Below are 16,148 nucleotides of genomic sequence, written 5' to 3'. Positions count from 1 at the left end.
CCGCCTCCGGGCGCCGAGACCTTGGCGGCGCGCAAGGCCCCGTACGAGACGGCGGATCGCCCATCCGCGACAAGTTTCACCAGACTGTCGAGATTCCCCGCGCGGTCACGCTTGCAGGCCCGTTTTTGCCTGCCTATATACGCCCAGAAGCCGGTTGGGGCGGGCCGCCCTAGCCTGCCGGATTGGGATCGGGGACGGAAGCCTTATGAGGGTCCGGCCCCACAACATCGCCGAAGGAAGAGGTAGTATATCATGGCCAAAGTCATCGGGATTGACCTCGGGACCACGAACTCCTGCGTTGCCATCATGGATGGTTCGCAACCCCGCGTCATCGAAAACTCGGAAGGCGCGCGCACCACGCCCTCGATCGTCGGTTTCACCGAAACCGAACGCCTGGTCGGGCAGGCTGCCAAGCGTCAGGCCGTCACGAACCCCACCAATACCATTTTCGCCGTCAAGCGTCTGATTGGCCGTCGCCATGATGACCCGGCGATCCTCAAGGATCAGAAGAACCTGCCCTACAATGTCGTCAACGGCGGCAATGGGGATGCATGGGTCGAAACCCGTGGCGAGAAATACTCGCCCGCCCAGGTTTCGGCGATGATTCTGCAGAAGATGAAGGAAACGGCCGAATCCTATCTGGGTGAGACCGTGACCCAGGCCGTCATCACCGTCCCGGCCTATTTCAACGACGCCCAGCGTCAGGCCACCAAGGACGCGGGCAAGATCGCGGGCCTCGAGGTGCTGCGCATCATCAACGAACCGACCGCCGCCGCGCTGGCCTATGGTCTGGACAAGAAAGACACCAAGACCATCGCCGTCTATGACCTTGGCGGCGGCACCTTCGATATCACCATCCTCGAAATCGACGATGGCCTGTTCGAAGTGAAATCGACCAACGGCGACACCTTCCTCGGTGGCGAAGACTTCGACATGCGGATCGTCAGCTATCTGGCCGACGAGTTCAAGAAAGAGCATGGCGTCGATCTGACTCAAGACAAGATGGCGCTGCAGCGTCTGAAGGAAGCTGCCGAAAAGGCCAAGATCGAGCTGTCGTCCAGCCAGCAGACCGAGATCAACCAGCCGTTCATCTCGATGGACCGCAACTCGGGCACCCCGCTGCACATGGTCATGAAACTGACCCGCGCCAAGCTGGAAAGCCTGGTGGATGACCTGATCAAGAAGTCGATGAAGCCCTGCCAGGCTGCGCTGAAAGATGCGGGCCTGTCGACCAGCGACATCGACGAAGTGGTTCTGGTCGGCGGTATGACCCGTATGCCGCGCGTCATCGAGGAAGTGACCAAATTCTTCGGCAAGGAACCCCACAAGGGCGTGAACCCCGATGAGGTCGTGGCGCTTGGCGCGGCGATCCAGGCGGGCGTGCTGCAGGGCGACGTGAAGGATGTGGTGCTGCTCGACGTGACCCCGCTGTCGCTGGGGATCGAGACGCTGGGCGGCGTGTTCACCCGCCTGATCGACCGCAATACCACCATCCCGACCAAGAAGAGCCAGGTCTTCTCGACCGCCGAAGACAACCAGAACGCTGTGACGATCCGGGTGTTCCAGGGCGAGCGCGAGATGGCGGCTGACAACAAGATGCTCGGGCAGTTCAATCTGGAAGACATCCCGCCGGCTCCGCGCGGCATGCCGCAGATCGAGGTGACATTCGACATCGACGCCAACGGCATCGTGTCGGTCAGCGCCAAGGACAAGGGCACCGGCAAATCGCAGAACATCACGATCCAGGCTTCGGGCGGTCTGTCCGATGAGGAAATCGACAAGATGGTCCGCGACGCCGAGGCCAATGCCGAGGCCGACAAGAAGCGCAAGGAGCTGGTCGAGGCCAAGAACCAGGGTGAAAGCCTGCTCCACTCGACCAAGAAGTCGCTGGCCGATCATGGCGACAAGGTTGATCCCTCGACCGTCGAGGCGATCGAGCTTGCCATGGGGGCGCTGGAAGAAACGCTCAAGTCGGAAGACGCCGGCAAGATCCGCGGCGGCATCCAGAACCTGACCGAAGCTGCGATGAAGCTGGGCGAGGCGATCTACAAGGCCCAGCAGGCCGACGCGGACGGGGCAGAGGACGGCGATGGCCCGCGGGCCTCGGACGATGACATCGTCGATGCCGACTTCGAGGACCTCGGCGAAAACAAGCGGAAGTAAGACCGCTGGAAACGGAAAGGGGGCGGTCCGGCGACGGGCCGCCCCTCTCCGGTTCCTAAGGGGAGTTTGCGATGGCAAAACGCGATTATTACGAGGTGCTCGGCGCATCTCGCGGCGCTTCCGCCGAAGAGTTGAAGAAGGCCTATCGCCAGAAGGCCAAGGAGCTGCACCCCGACCGCAATTCCGACAACCCCAATGCCGAAGCCCAGTTCAAGGAAGTGAACGAGGCTTATGACGTGCTGAAAGACCCAGACCGGAAAGCCGCCTATGACCGCTATGGTCATGCGGCCTTCGAAGGGGGCATGGGCGGCGGCGGCGCGCGGGGCGGCTTTGGCGGCGGCAATGCCGATTTCGCCAGCGCCTTCTCGGATGTGTTCGAGGATCTGTTCGGCGATTTCATGGGCGGCGGGGGCCGTGGCGGCGCGGGCGCGCGCAGCCGGGCGCAGCGCGGGTCTGACCTGCGCTACAATCTGCGCGTCTCGCTTGAGGAGGCCTTCAAGGGCGTCCAGAAAACCATCAACGTCCCGGCTTCGACCGCCTGTGAGGCCTGCCATGGCACCGGGGCGGAGGGCGGCGCCGAGCCTGTGACCTGCCCGACCTGCTCGGGTCTGGGCAAGGTGCGGGCGCAGCAGGGCTTTTTCACCGTCGAACGCACCTGCCCCACCTGTAATGGCATGGGGCAGATGGTCAAAAACCCCTGCAAGGTCTGTGCAGGCGCGGGCCGGGTGGAGAAAGACCGGGCGCTTTCGGTCAATATCCCGGCGGGTGTTGAAACCGGCACGCGCATCCGCCTTGCCGGTGAGGGCGAGGCCGGTCTGCGTGGCGGGCCTTCGGGGGATCTCTATATCTTCATCGAGGTGCGGGATCATTCGATCTTCCAGCGCGATGGCGTGCATCTGTTCTTCCGCGTCCCGGTGCCGATGACCACGGCCGCAATGGGCGGCGAGGTCGAGGTGCCGACGATCGACGGCGGCAGGTCACGGGTGAAGGTTCCGGCGGGCAGCCAGACCGGCAAGCAGATGCGCCTGCGCGGCAAGGGGATGCCTGCCCTGCGTGGCGGCGGGGTCGGCGATCTGCTGATCGAGCTGGTCGTGGAAACCCCGGTGAACCTGACCGCCCGCCAAAAAGAGCTGCTGCGTGAGTTCGAGAAGCTTTCCGAGGAAAACAACCCTGAGGCTTCGTCCTTTTTCTCGAAGGTCAAGAACTTCTGGGATGGCATGAAGAACTAACAAAAGGGCGCCCGCGGGCGCCCTTTTCCGTTTCAGGCGCGGCGGTCGGCGCGGATGGGATCGGCCAGCAGCCGCAGCCCGTTCAGCACCACCAAAACCGTGCCGCCCTCGTGGCCGAGAACAGCCAGCGGCAGTGGCAGGTTGAAGAACAGGCCCCCGATCACCAGACACCCCATCGCCCCGATGGCGAAGATCAGGTTCTGGCGAATGATCCGCGCCGTTCGTGCGGCCAGACGATGAGCGGCAGCCAGCTGCCCCATCTCTTCGGACAAAAGCGCCACATCGGCGGCCTGCAGTGCAACCTCGCTGCCGGCCGCCCCCATGGCGATGCCGACATCGGCGCGGGCCAGGGCGGCGGCATCGTTCACCCCATCGCCGACAAAGGCCACGCGGCCCTTGGCGGCCAGCCCCGCGACCAGATCAACCTTGTCCTCGGGCATCAGCCCGGCGTGGATGTCGTCGGGTGCAAGGCCCAGCTCGGCCCCGATCCGTTCGGCCACCGGGCGCCGGTCGCCCGTCATCAGCGCCACGGTAACACCCCGCGCCTTCAAGGCCGCCAGCGCATCGCGCGAACTGTCGCGCGGCCGGTCCGCTACGGTGATTGCCCCCATCAGCACCGCCCCACGACCCAGCCAGATCAGCGTCTCGGCGCCGTTGCTGACGCCCTCCAGATGCGGCAGGTCGGCCCCCATGCGGGCGGCCATGCGCGGATTGCCGGCCCAGATCGGGCCCTGGTCATCGCGCCCTGTGATCCCTTCGCTCGGATGGGCCATGACATCGGTCACCGGATCGGGCTGCAGGCCGCGTTCCGCCGTGGCGCGGCGGATCGCATCAGCGATGGGATGTTCGGAATGGGCCTCAAGCCCGGCGATCTTGCACAGAAAGCGATCGGCATCCTCGGCATAGATGCCTGTGACCTCGGCCTGGCCCGTGGTCAGGGTTCCGGTTTTATCGAAGGCGAAGGCGCGCACCTCGGCGAGGGTTTCCAGCGCCGCACCGCCCTTGAACAACACCCCCCCACGCGCCGCCGCCGACAGCGCCGACAGGATCGCCGCGGGGACCGAGATCACCACCGCACAGGGGCTTGCCGCAACCAGCAGCGTCGCCGCGCGATAGAGCGCCTCTTGCTGCGCGATACCGAAGGCAAGCTGGCCGCCATAGGCCAATACCGCCGCGACCAGCACCAGCACTGTATAGCGCTGGCCGAACCAATCCGAAAAACGCTCGGACGGGGCCTTGGCGGCCTGCGCCTCGGTCACAAGGCGAACCATCCGCGCCACGGTGCTTTCGGCAACCGCGCGTTCAACGCCTACATCCAGCACGCCATTCAGGTTCACCGTCGCCTCAAAGACCGGGTCCCCGGCCCGCCGCTGCACAGGCATTGATTCGCCGGTGATGGTCGAAAGATCCATCGCAGCTTCGCCCGCAACGATCCGGCCATCCACCGGGATGCGCCCGCCAGGCCGCACGACGACCACATCGCCCGGCTGAAGACTGTCGGACGGCACCTCGCGCAGGCCACCCGCCGTTTTCAGGAAGGCTGTGTCGGGGCGCAATGCCATCAGTGCCTCAACAGCGCGGCGGGCCCGGCCCATCGCCCGGTGTTCCAGCGTTTCAGAAATGGCAAACAGCGTCAGAAGGACCGCCCCTTCCAGATGCGACCCCACAAGGGCCGCCGCCGCGGCCGCGAGGGCCATCAGAAAATCGATGTCCAGCCGCCTTTCGCGGAGCAACACCGAAAGAGCGCCCAGAACAAGCGGCACCCCGGCAGCCAGATAGACGGCGATGATCCCGAGATGATCCCACCAGCCGTCGAGAACAAATTCACCAAAAAGGGCCGCCGCCATCCCAATCAGGGTGACGGCGGTCAGCAGCGTTTCCAATTGCGATTCGGTCGGGGTATGGACGTGATCTTGGGCCATAGGGAACTCCTTCCCGACGACCCTAGGCGGTGAGCTGACCGGCGGCAAACCCATTGATGGTGGCTGCGATAATCTGCCCCTCGGGCTGGTCGGCCGCGAAGGCCACTTCGGTGAACTGCTCCGTGCGGCCCAGACGCGGCCCTTCCATCAGAACACGATGGCTACGCCCGACCTGCGCCTGCAGATGCCGCGCCAGCGCCAGATCGCCCGCCGCGCGCAGACGCCCCGCGCGGTCCTTGACAACTGGCCCCTTCAGCTGCGGCATGCGGGCCGCGGGCGTCCCCTTGCGCGGGCTGAAAGGGAAGACGTGCAGGAAGGTCAGACCGCAATCTTCCACCAGCTTCAGCGAGTTTGTGAACATCTCTTCGGTTTCGGTCGGGAACCCGGCGATGATATCAGCGCCGAAGATGATTTCCGGGCGAAGCCGCCGCGCGTCTTCGCAGAACCGGATCGCATCATCCCGCAGGTGGCGACGTTTCATGCGCTTGAGGATCATGTCATCCCCGGCCTGCAGGCTGAGGTGCAGATGCGGCATAAGGCGCGGCTCGGTCGCGATGGCCTGCATCAGCATCTCATCCGCCTCGATCGAGTCAATCGAACTGATGCGCAGCCGCGGCAGATCGGGGACCAGCCGCAGGATCCGCATGACCAGATCACCAAGGCGCGGCGTTGCGGGCAGATCCGCCCCCCAGCTGGTCAGATCGACGCCGGTCAGCACCACTTCGTTGAAGCCGCGGTCCACCAGACGGCGGATCTGTTCCACCACGACACCGGCGGGCACAGACCGGGAATTGCCCCGGCCAAAGGGGATGATGCAGAAGGTGCACCGATGGTCACAGCCATTTTGCACCTGCACATAGGCGCGATGCCTGCCGAAGCCGTCGATCAGATGGCCCGCCGTTTCCTTGACCGACATGATATCATCGACCTGGACCTTTTCAGTCGCGCCGATCAGATCGGGAACGCGCAGACCCGTCCACGTCTCTGCCTGCATCTTTTCGGTATTGCCGACCACCCGCGTCACCTCGGGCATGGCGGCAAAGGTCTCCGGCTCGGTCTGGGCGGCGCAGCCGGTCACGATAACCGGCGCACCGGGATTTTCGCGTGCGAGACGGCGAATCTCTTGCTTGGCCTTGCGGACCGCCTCGGCCGTTACCGCACAGGTGTTCACGACCACCGCGTTTTCCACACCCGCAGCGGCAGCCAGCTCCTTCATCGCCTCGGTTTCATAGGCGTTCAGACGGCAGCCGAGCGTCGAAAAGACCGGCGCGCTCATGCGACGGACCGCAGAAATTCGGGGGACAGAACCGCGTCGAAAACATGGGCGACGGGGCCCGCCATCCAGACGCCATCATCACGCCAGTCGATCTCCAGCACACCGCCATCAAGATCGAGCGTCACGTTCCGGCCAGTAAGGCCGCGGGTCGCCGCCGCAACCGCCGTCGCGCAGGCCCCGGAACCGCAGGCCAGCGTGATGCCGGCGCCACGTTCCCACACCCGCATGCGCAAGCGGTCAGGGCCGATGAGGCTTGCGAATTCCACATTGGTTTTCTGCGGGAAAAGCGGATCGGTCTCGTAGCGGCGGCCCTCGGCGGTGATATCCAGGGCGTCGGCATCTGCGACGAAAAACACGCAATGCGGATTGCCCATGCCCACAGCAACCGGGTCCCCGGGCAGAGGCAGGTGGTCGGTATCCACCGCATGGGAAAGAGGCACCTCCTGCCACGCGCGCTGCGGATGCCCCATGTTCACACAGACCAATCCATCCGCCCGGCGCTGCGCCGACAATCGGCCACGCTGGGTTAGCAAAGTGACCTGATCGCGACCCAGTTGCTGCATCATGTAATGACTGACGCAACGGGTTGCGTTTCCGCAGGCACCAGCGCGGCTGCCGTCACTATTCCAGAAATCGAGTGCGAAATCAGCATCTTCCGCATCGCGGATTTCAGCAAGCTGATCGTAGCCGACACCACGATTCCGGTCGCCCAAAGCGCGCGCCAAGGCAGATGTGGTCACCGCCCCGCGCCCGCGCGAGTCGAGAATTACGAAGTCATTGCCCGCACCGTGCATTTTCATGAACGGCAGGCCTTGGGAAAAATGCTCAGCCATTCGCGCCTCCTACCCCAGATTCAGAGATTTTGCCAGTGTCCCACATTTTTGTGTTTTTTCGCTCTTGACCCCCCCGGCCGAAGACCGTAGTTACCCGCTCACAGACAGTGGGCCGGTAGCTCAGTTGGTAGAGCAGCTGACTTTTAATCAGCGGGTCACAGGTTCGAATCCTGTCCGGCTCACCACTGTAAACTCAAGGGCTTGCGCAGAAATGCGCAAGCCCTTTGGGTTTTCTGACAGATCATTTCGCTGTCAGAAATAGCTGCGTACCAGCGCGCTCGACAACAGCGCCCAACCATCCGCCACAACAAAGAATGCAAGCTTGAACGGCAACGCCACGACGGCGGGTGGAACCATCATCATCCCCATCGCCATCAGGACTGCCGCCACAACCAGATCAATGATCAGGAACGGCAGAAAGACAAGAAACCCGATTTCAAAGGCGCGCTGGATTTCCGACAATAGGAAGGCAGGAATCAGCAGCGACAACGGTGCGCCAGCCGCGGGGCCCGATTCGCCGGGGCGAAGCTCCTGCAGGGTCGTGAAGGTTTCCGTATCCGTGCGTGCCGCCATGAAACCGCGGAAAGGCTCCATCGCGAGGGGGGCCGCCTCCGCGAGGGTCATCTCACCGCGCGAAAAGGGGCCGATTCCCTGGCTCCAGGCAGCGGTCAGCACCGGATCCATGACAAACCAACTCAAAAACAGCGCGAGGCTGACCATCAGCATATTCGGCGGCGCCTGCTGCAGGCCGATGGCCTGACGCAGGATGGAAAGCACGGTCACGATAAAAGGGAAACAGGTGACGGTGACCGCGAGCCCCGGAACGATACTGAGCACCGTGATCAGGCCGATCATCTGCACCGCGCGGGATGAAAGCTCCGAGCCTTCTGGAAGAACATCGGGCAGTGTCTGCGCTGCGACTGGTGACGCCAGCAGACAGGCCACGATGATCAATCCCCAAAATCGCATTACAAACTGCCTTTCATATTGGCCACTTCCGTCAGGCGAACCGCCAGTTGCCCGGATTGGTCGCCATCGAGTTCCTGCAATTCGCCCCGCGCGATCAGTCTGTCCCCGACATAGAGTTCCACTGGATCATCGACACGCCGGTCCAGCGTCAGCACCGCGTCCCGCTGCAGGCGCATCAGATCCCGCACCATGGGCCGGGCTTTCCCGACTGAAATGGTGATCTCGATCGGGACCTGGCTGAACGGATTGCCATCAGCGAAGTGTTCCATCTGTTACTCCTGTTCCTGTAATCCGAAGAATCCACGCAAAGCTTTGGAAATCTGGGTGACGGCGCCCGTCAGATCGACCCGAAGTTCCTGATCACCGAGGCGGATCATCGCCTGGCCGAGCGCCAACGCGGGTTCTTCCAGAATAACCGTCGGGAAACCGGTCGCTTGCTCAAGCAAACTGGCAACCGCTTCCCGATCTGCCGGGTTCACCATCAGGGTCACGGGGGCATCCGCACTTTCCTCGGCGAGCGGCATCAATGCTTCAAGAATGATCGGGGCCAGCGTCTCGCGTGCGAGTTCCGGCAGCAGCTGGCTGACGATGCCCTGAACCAGGGGACCGAATGCTGCGAGCATATGCGCACGCGCCTCGTGATAGGTGAAGCCAAGGGCCTGCAGGCTTCGCGCCAGATCAGCCCGCATCAGCGTCTGATCCTGGGACTGTGCCCGCGCCGCATCTTCCCATCCGGCGCTATAGCCCTGCTCATAGACGGCCAGATGAACATCTTCGGGTTCCACCTCGACCACAGGTGGCGCCGGAGCGGCAAAATCTTCGAGTTTCAGCGCCATCACGCCTCCTCCTCCCGCTCCAGCCAGCCGCGGAGGATCTGAACGGATTCGGCTTGCCGTGCGTCAATCAATCGACGGAGTCGGGCTACCGGATCATCTGCAACCTCCTCGGCTTTGCCGGAAACAATCGGCAGATCCGGCAGATCGCCGATGTCCTGAATTTCGCCAGAAAGGACCGGAGGGGAAGTTTCACCGGCGGCCGGAAGCGCCAAAACGGAATTCGCCTGTATCCCATCGGGGCCACGCCGCGACAGCAAAGCGGGCCGCACGACGAAGACACCAAGCAACGTTGCGACCAAGCCCAGAATACCGATCTTTGCGAGGGTCATCACGTCGAAGGCAGAGAAGCCCGACCCGCCCTCGGCCGTGGTGCCCTGTTCTGCAACCGGCTCAAATGCCAAGGATTTCAGCGTGAGTTGATCTCCGCGCGACGCGTCAAAACCGACCGCAGATGCGACAAGCTCTTTCAGTGCCGACAGTTCCTCCTCGGAGCGCGGTTGCAACGCGGCTTGCTCACCCTCGCCCGACGTGACATCGCCATCGATAAGCACGGCAACGCTGAGACGACGTATGGCGCCAGGTTCGCGGATCAATTCGCGCGCGGTTTCTGAGACCTCATAATTCACGCGTTCGCGCGACTCCGCATTTTGGCTGCGGTTCTGTGCCCCCGGGCCTGCGTCTCCCTCTGGCAGATTCGAGGCCACGGTCACGCTCTCTTCGCCTGCAGAGGATGTGCCCGAAGTCTCTGACGTTTCGGTCGATATCGCCACACGGCCTTGTGGATCGAACGTTTTCTCGTTGATCGTCTCCCGTTCCGTCGCCAGCTCGACCGTCACCTCCACAACTGCCCGTCCAGCGCCGACACGCGCTTCCAGAAGCCGCAGAACACGGTCTTTCAACAACTTTGCCTGATTTTCGGCAGACCCATCTGCCCCAGCAGGCCCAGCGTTTTCCCCGATCAACCCCCGAACGCTGTCAATGACCGAGACATCTTCGGGCTGCATTGCATTGACGGCTGAAGCCACAAGATGCTTCAGCGCGCGGGCCTGGGGCTCGGACAAGCTGCCGGAAGCCATCGTGACCGTCACGGCCGCGCTTGCCCGACGGTCTTGCTGAAAGGGCTGCGAGGGCGCATGTGCGATATGAACCCGCACCGATCTGACCCCCGGGGTCGCCAAGATCGTCCGCGCAAGCTCGCCTTCCTTGGCCCGCCAATAGGCGGCATCAAACATCTGGCTCGTGGTGCCAAAGCCTGTCAGCCCATCGAGAAGTTCATAGCCCTCTCCCCCAATTTCAGGCAGTCCCTGCGCCGCAAGTTCCATGCGAAGCTGGTCGCGGACCGCAGCCTCCACAAAAATGGAATCGCCCCGCACCTCATAGGCCGCACCGCGCTGCTCTAACGCCGCCAACACCTCGCCGGACTCTGCCCCCTCCAAACCGGCGTAAAGCAAGGCCATGTCGGGTCGGGTTGTCATGGCCGACATTGCAAGTATCGCCGCGAAGACCGCCAAAGTTGCGAAAATCACGGCGGCCTTACCGCGGAAATCAAGGCCCAACCAAAGATCAACGACGTTCTGCACAACACGACTCCGCTTTCGGGCTTCTGCCCGGTTCGAATGGAGCTTTGCAGGCCACGCCTTAAGATTCGGTTAGTGACCTGCAGGTTATAGATGTCGATGCAATGTCACCGGAGGCCGAAATTGGCAGAGTTGAACCAAGCCCAGCCGAATCGACCAACCCCTTGGAAGCCTTGGATTATGGGCGCGGCGCTTGGGGTTGCGTCGGCAGGGGCAAGTTTTGCAGCGACCTACACAGATCTGTTGGAAAAGATCACGGCGCATCGGCCAGCGGCGTCAGAACTGGCCGACATCGCTTTCCTTCCGATCGATTCCCTTGTGATCTCGCTCGGACCTGCGGCGCAAAATAGGCATCTGCGGCTCACGACACAGCTGGAAGTCAAATCCGCAAAACTGACGGAAGCTGCTGCATTGATGCCCCGCATACTGGACACAATGAACACCTATCTGCGCGCAATCTCTGTCGCCGAACTCGAAGACCCGGGCGCACTCCTTCACATCCGGTTGCAGCTGCTGCACCGCATCCAGGTGGTCGTCGGAGAGGACCGCGTTTCAGACCTTCTGATCACCGAATTTCTGCTAAGTTGAGGAACGCACCATGGCATTTATCGCCGATATGCTCCTGATTGCTGGCGCGCTCTGTGTCGCGGCATACTGTTATGTGCTCGCAAAGCGTCTAAAGCGATTTGGGACTTTGGAATCCGGAATGGGCAGCGCCATTGCAGTCCTTTCCGCTCAGGTCGACGACCTCACCAAGGCGCTAGAGCAGGCGCGGGGCACTGCTCAGGATTCAGTGAGCAAGCTTGTAGCCCTCACCGATCGAGCAGAGACGGCTGCCGAAAACCTGGAGGCATTGTTGGGCGCACAGCACGATTCGCTCCTGCCAGAGCCCACAGATCCTGACCGGCGGATCCGCTTTGTACGTCGTCGTGCGACACGATCCAGCGTTGAGGCCGCAGAATGAAAGCGGCGTTGCACGCGCTACGCATGCCGCTGCTGATGCCATTCGCGGTCCTTCTCCTGTCCAGCGCAGTTATCAGGGTCGGTCTTGAGGCAGGCGTTGCATTTGCCGCAAGCCGGCCAGCGCTTGGAAGAGCTGAGGAGGCCCTCGTCTGCGCGCCGACCCCGGCTGACATCGCTAGGTCTCTTGATGTTCGTGAACAAGCGATTGCTGCGGAGGAGGCAACACTTAAAGCTCAAAAAATGAAGCTGGATCAAACAGAAATCACAATCAATCTTAAAATGAAGGAGCTCCAAGCGGAGCAAGAGCGTCTCAATAGGATTGTTGCCTATGCGGATGAAGCTGCTGAAAAAGACTTGACCAAGTTGACGGACATTTACCAGTCCATGAAGCCCAAAGACGCCTCTGCGCTATTTGACAGCATGGAACCCGAATTTGCCGCAGGATTTCTTGGACGAATGCGGCCAACGGAGGCGGCTGCAATCCTGGCGGCTATGGAACCCACGCGCGCTTATGCCCTGAGTGCTACACTAGCCGGCAGAAACGCAGAGGCAAAAAAATAGACTTTAAGGAAGAAGTAAATGCTTGGTTTTGCTGGTCTCGCCATTCTTTTTGTCATGGTCTTTGGTGGCTATTTGCTTGCTGGGGGCAGTATGGGTATAATTTTAAAGTCTCTTCCATTCGAAATGATTATGATCGGCGGTGCCGCACTAGGGGCATTTCTGGTGTCAAACGATACCCATACAGTTAAGCATACCATCAAGGACATCAAGATCGTGTTCAAAGGGCCGAAGTGGAATCATAAAGATTACCAAGATTTGCTTGGCCTCCTTCATGAACTGATCCGCACAGCACGTGACAATCCGGTTAGTCTGGAAGCACACATTGACAACCCGGAGGAATCGCCAATCTTCCTCAAGACGTCGAAGATCTTGAAGGATCCGGAAGCAGTCTCGCTTATCTGTGACACACTCCGTGCAGCGAATTTGAATTACGACGACCCTCATCAGGTCGAAGAAATATTAGATAAAAGAATGGATATCGCGTTTCACTCCTCACTCCACACATCTCATGCCCTACAGGGAATGGCTGATGCACTGCCGGCACTTGGCATTGTTGCAGCAGTTCTCGGAGTTATCAAAACAATGGGTGCGATTGATCAACCCCCTGAGGTTTTGGGAAAAATGATTGGGGGTGCGCTGGTGGGTACATTTTTAGGTGTTTTTCTCGCATATGGGATCGTTGGGCCCTTCGCGACAAAGGTAAAATTGATCTCAGAAGAGGAACGCCACTTTCTACAAGTCATCAGAGAAGTTCTTGTGGCCAACCTTTACAATCATAGCGCACGTAATTGCATCGAAGTGGGGCGGCAAAGCCTACCTAAACACCTGAGACCAAGTTACGATGAGATAAGTGGTACAGGCTAAACAATCTGATCAGGCTTGTTTGGGGGCCTGATCCTAAGCGGCTGCCGGTTTCGTGGACAGCAGGTTAAGCTAGCATAGCGGGGGCTTCGAACTCCATCGGGCTAAGATAGCCCATTGGACCTGCACCGGTTCTGTTCCGGTCAGGTGCTCATGTTAGGCGGCCCTCTGTTCGAAGGCCACGGGTGATTTCCAGCCGAGGGCTGAGTGTTTCCGGCGCGGATTGTAGAAGCCGTTGATGTATTCGAAGAGGGCGATCTCGACCTCGCGACGGGTTTGCCAGTTGCGGCGCCAGACCAGTTCGGCCTTCAGGTCGCGCAACCTGAGCCGAAACGCTGCGACCTGCTCATCGAATGGCCGCCTCAGGTAGAGCTGAAGAGGGTCAGCCATCCAAGGCCCCTTCACGCCCGGCCAGCTCCGCCGAGAGCAGCCCGGCTGCCACTCGCGCAGCCAGACGGCTGGTCGCCAGATCGGGATATGCTGATGCCAGCAATTCGCGCAGTTCGCCAAGGTCGCGGGCTGACCCTACAATTATCTCAATCTGGTCGATGAGAAGGGCCATCTCGGGATCGGCTTCGGCCCCCATTCGTTCAGTCAGAGCGGCGGTTTCATAAACCCCCTCAGAAACGCCCGTCAGGGGGCTTTGAGATTGGAGGGCGGTCTGCGGTGCTGCAACAGCCTGACCCCCTTTAATTTTTGAGCTACGGCCTTCAATGGGCCTATTGCCTTGCGGGGGTGCGGGGGCGAATGCGCCCGGCCCGGTGATCGGCGTGGAAATGGCCTGCAAAAGTCGCGCGCCCGGCTTGGGCTCGGCGAAGCCGAAGCGAGACCTCACCTCGGCCTCCTCGATCTCCATGCCCAGTCGCACCATCTTGTCCACGGCCGTTGCCAAGCGGTCGAGATCTTCGGTCTTTGCCCGTGCGATCCTGAGGCGCGGGTAGCGCTTCTGCGGGCCGTGCTCCAGCTGGATCCATGGTCGGATCAGATCACGGTTGAGGATGGCCGCCAAGGACATGGCATCAGCCGTTTCGATATCCTCCTGCACCAGGCGGTGTTCCCGGCCGATCGCGTGGCCACCGGCGATGGCATCCGTCGTCGCGGTTTGGCCGAGGACCGCCTTTGAAATCTGCTGATCGAGATGGTCGATGCGCTTCTGGAACAAGTCGCCGCTTGCCCCGATCGATTTGGATTCGATGAAGTCGATCGACATCGTATCCGGGATGATGGCCGCGCAGTCCCCGGCGATATTTGCCACGGCGCGGAATAGGGTATCCTTGTCCTTGTCGCTGGCACCCGGCTGCCACTTTCCGACGCGGAGCGGTTGCCCATAAGTTTGGGTAAAGATCGCCCAATCCCGCGCTGTGAAGGCCTTGAACATCCATCCCCACATCGCAACCCGCGCCAGGCCAGAGCGCGCTGGCAGACCCGACTTGGCCGGAATGTCCGCGAAAATGAACTTGAAGGCGGGCAGCGGCACTTCGCGCCCGGAATCGCCCACCATCATGGGCGTGGCCAGGTCCGTGCGGTTGAACCGGAAGATCCGCGGATCACGGATCCTCAGTTCGAGCGGCATGTACTGCCGTTCTGAGGTATCCCAGATGATCTCCGTGCCGGAGTAGCCCTTCGAGATGCAATCCAGAATGTGGAACAGCTCTTGCTGGAGTTCATCGCGCTTCAGCCATTCGCGGACCATTTCCGCCAGCATGACATCATGGGCGTCCTCCGACGCGGCGTCGACGGTTATGTCCAGCTGGCTGACGGCCCGCTTGCGTGTGCCAATGACCCCCAGAAAATGCGGATCGCGCTCTTCGACCACCTCGGCCAGTTCCATGTACTGGACCGGATCTCCGTGGTCGGCCGCGCGCAGGATCGAGGCAAGGCGTAGCGGATTCAGGCCATCACCTGGATAGCCGGAGATCGGTGAGCGCACGCCGGTGGTGGTTGGTCCCCCGACTTCAGCGGTCAGGAAATCGCGCTGGACCGGATTGCCCCAGCGGTCGGTCAGGATGAGGTTCGGGGCCATGTCATTCGTCCTTCAGGTGGTGGTTGGCAGCAGCAGGCACTTCAGATGGATCCGCGCAATCGGGCACCCAGCGGCCCGTTCCAAGCGCGGCCATGCTGATCCTCGAACATGGCTGGACCGCCATTGTGGCCCAACGGCTCGGGTCGCGAGGGCACCGGCACATAGCCGTATTCCACCCACCGCATCCGGCTGGCAAAATGCGCCAGGGCCAAAGCGATGGCATAGTCGCCATGGCGCTTCTTGCCCTTTTCTCCCTCGCGGGTCGGGGGCACGCGGGGGATGCCCCGCAGCAGCTTGACAGCACGCAGGTCGGACAGGTGATCGTCATCACGGATGATGGCGATCAGATCGCCTTCAAACGCGTCCTTCAGAGGAGGCATCTGAAGGCGATACCATTCCTCCGAGAACTTGATTGCCCAGGGGCTCGATGTCTGCGGCTGGATCGGCCGCAGGATAGATGGTTGCAAAGAAGCGGGCCATCGCCTCGTCGGCGCTGCGGCAGCCGGGTTCATTGTCACGGAAACCCTCGCGGCAGGCAAAGGCCCAGCAGCCCCGGCCAGACAGCTCGGCACCGTCCACCTGGATTGCGCGGATCTGGGGGCGGCCATCCTCATCACGCGCCCGCAAGATGCTGACAGTCTGCACTCCCAGCACCCAGCTTTTCCGCAGAAGCCTTCCGCTGCCACTTTCCACAAGCTCCACCGGATCTCCGGCTTGGCCACGCGTCGCGCCGAGGCGGAAGGATTGCACCTTTTGGCCTGCCGCGATATCCGCGCTGAAACGGGGCGCAAAACGAAGTTGAACCATCATTTACCCCCCCCGGATGACGATCCCCAGAGTGTTCGAGACCATCTGCCATTCGCGCTGGCTGACGAGGTCCATCCGCGTCGGCCAGCGCCGTGTCGGGCGACTTATGCGCCAGAATGGCATCCAGG

16 protein-coding genes, 1 tRNA gene and 1 pseudogene are annotated in these 16,148 nt (G+C 61.6%); 7 read left to right on the top strand and 11 right to left on the bottom strand.

What is annotated here, in order from left to right; genetic code table 11:
- Positions 1-252: 252 nt before the first annotated feature.
- Both dnaK and dnaJ read left to right on the top strand, forming a co-directional pair.
- Positions 253-2,163: a molecular chaperone DnaK gene (gene dnaK / locus IE101_RS08455; RefSeq protein WP_189633398.1), complete on the top strand. Its 1,911-nt coding sequence runs from the start codon at positions 253-255 to the stop codon at positions 2,161-2,163.
- Positions 2,164-2,234: 71 nt separating this feature from the next.
- Positions 2,235-3,392, top strand: coding sequence for a molecular chaperone DnaJ (gene dnaJ, locus IE101_RS08450; protein WP_189633397.1), 1,158 nt, complete (start codon positions 2,235-2,237; stop codon positions 3,390-3,392).
- Positions 3,393-3,424: 32 nt separating this feature from the next.
- On the opposite strand, the gene IE101_RS08445 is transcribed toward dnaJ, so the two are convergent.
- Genes IE101_RS08445 through dapF form a run of 3 tightly spaced genes read right to left on the bottom strand, consistent with a single transcriptional unit; the run spans position 3,425 to position 7,423 of the window.
- Entirely contained in the window at positions 3,425-5,314 is a 1,890-nt protein-coding gene (locus IE101_RS08445; RefSeq protein ID WP_189633396.1) for a heavy metal translocating P-type ATPase, read from the bottom strand.
- 22 nt (positions 5,315-5,336) lie between these two features.
- Positions 5,337-6,590 carry a tRNA (N(6)-L-threonylcarbamoyladenosine(37)-C(2))-methylthiotransferase MtaB gene (gene mtaB / locus IE101_RS08440; RefSeq protein WP_189633395.1) on the bottom strand — a complete coding sequence of 418 codons (1,254 nt, stop codon included), beginning with the start codon at positions 6,588-6,590 and terminating at the stop codon, positions 5,337-5,339.
- Entirely contained in the window at positions 6,587-7,423 is an 837-nt protein-coding gene (gene dapF / locus IE101_RS08435) for a diaminopimelate epimerase (protein ID WP_189633394.1), read from the bottom strand. The genes mtaB and dapF overlap by 4 nt, the downstream gene beginning before the upstream one ends.
- A 109-nt stretch (positions 7,424-7,532) precedes the next feature.
- Between dapF and IE101_RS08430 the strand changes: the two genes are divergently transcribed.
- Positions 7,533-7,608 (top strand) — tRNA-Lys (locus tag IE101_RS08430).
- 67 nt (positions 7,609-7,675) lie between these two features.
- On the opposite strand, the gene fliP is transcribed toward IE101_RS08430, so the two are convergent.
- Genes fliP through fliF form a run of 4 tightly spaced genes read right to left on the bottom strand, consistent with a single transcriptional unit; the run spans position 7,676 to position 10,808 of the window.
- Entirely contained in the window at positions 7,676-8,392 is a 717-nt protein-coding gene (fliP, locus tag IE101_RS08425) for a flagellar type III secretion system pore protein FliP (RefSeq protein WP_189633393.1), read from the bottom strand.
- Positions 8,392-8,661, bottom strand: coding sequence for a FliM/FliN family flagellar motor switch protein (locus tag IE101_RS08420; RefSeq protein WP_189633392.1), 270 nt, complete (start codon positions 8,659-8,661; stop codon positions 8,392-8,394). Before IE101_RS08420 ends, fliP begins: the two co-directional genes overlap by 1 nt.
- 3 nt (positions 8,662-8,664) lie before the next feature.
- Positions 8,665-9,228 (bottom strand): FliH/SctL family protein, encoded by a 564-nt coding sequence (locus tag IE101_RS08415; protein WP_189633391.1) that lies wholly within the window; start codon positions 9,226-9,228, stop codon positions 8,665-8,667.
- On the bottom strand, positions 9,228-10,808 hold the full coding sequence (gene fliF / locus IE101_RS08410; RefSeq protein ID WP_189633390.1) for a flagellar basal-body MS-ring/collar protein FliF: 1,581 nt from the start codon (positions 10,806-10,808) through the stop codon (positions 9,228-9,230). Before fliF ends, IE101_RS08415 begins: the two co-directional genes overlap by 1 nt.
- Before the next feature lie 120 nt (positions 10,809-10,928).
- Between fliF and IE101_RS08405 the strand changes: the two genes are divergently transcribed.
- From IE101_RS08405 to motA, 4 genes are read left to right on the top strand one after another with little or no spacing between them, the layout of a single operon-like run.
- Entirely contained in the window at positions 10,929-11,393 is a 465-nt protein-coding gene (locus tag IE101_RS08405; RefSeq protein WP_229804064.1) for a flagellar basal body-associated FliL family protein, read from the top strand.
- Between the two features lie 10 nt (positions 11,394-11,403).
- Positions 11,404-11,769 (top strand): hypothetical protein, encoded by a 366-nt coding sequence (locus tag IE101_RS08400; RefSeq protein ID WP_189633389.1) that lies wholly within the window; start codon positions 11,404-11,406, stop codon positions 11,767-11,769.
- Positions 11,766-12,329 (top strand): MotE family protein, encoded by a 564-nt coding sequence (locus tag IE101_RS08395; RefSeq protein ID WP_189633388.1) that lies wholly within the window; start codon positions 11,766-11,768, stop codon positions 12,327-12,329. Before IE101_RS08400 ends, IE101_RS08395 begins: the two co-directional genes overlap by 4 nt.
- A gap of 18 nt (positions 12,330-12,347) precedes the next feature.
- Complete coding sequence (gene motA / locus IE101_RS08390; protein ID WP_189633387.1) at positions 12,348-13,193, top strand: flagellar motor stator protein MotA; 846 nt, start codon at positions 12,348-12,350, stop codon at positions 13,191-13,193.
- A gap of 153 nt (positions 13,194-13,346) precedes the next feature.
- On the opposite strand, the pseudogene IE101_RS08385 reads toward motA, so the two are convergent.
- The 4 genes and pseudogenes from IE101_RS08385 to IE101_RS08370 all read right to left on the bottom strand — a co-directional run.
- Positions 13,347-13,502 (bottom strand): annotated as a pseudogene (locus IE101_RS08385) (IS3 family transposase); the annotation flags it as partial.
- Between the two features lie 70 nt (positions 13,503-13,572).
- Positions 13,573-15,213 (bottom strand): DUF935 domain-containing protein, encoded by a 1,641-nt coding sequence (locus IE101_RS08380; RefSeq protein WP_189633386.1) that lies wholly within the window; start codon positions 15,211-15,213, stop codon positions 13,573-13,575.
- 41 nt (positions 15,214-15,254) lie between these two features.
- Entirely contained in the window at positions 15,255-15,593 is a 339-nt protein-coding gene (locus IE101_RS08375; RefSeq protein WP_229804063.1) for a hypothetical protein, read from the bottom strand.
- Complete coding sequence (locus IE101_RS08370; RefSeq protein ID WP_189633627.1) at positions 15,568-15,915, bottom strand: hypothetical protein; 348 nt, start codon at positions 15,913-15,915, stop codon at positions 15,568-15,570. The genes IE101_RS08375 and IE101_RS08370 overlap by 26 nt, the downstream gene beginning before the upstream one ends.
- Between the last annotated feature and the right edge of the window lie 233 nt (positions 15,916-16,148).

The sequence above is a fragment of the Gemmobacter lanyuensis genome (assembly GCF_014652355.1).
In the GTDB taxonomy this organism is placed as follows: Bacteria; Pseudomonadota; Alphaproteobacteria; order Rhodobacterales; family Rhodobacteraceae; genus Gemmobacter; species Gemmobacter lanyuensis.
Note: the sequence above shows the minus strand (reverse complement) of the source record. Positions and strands in the feature narration are given on the sequence as shown.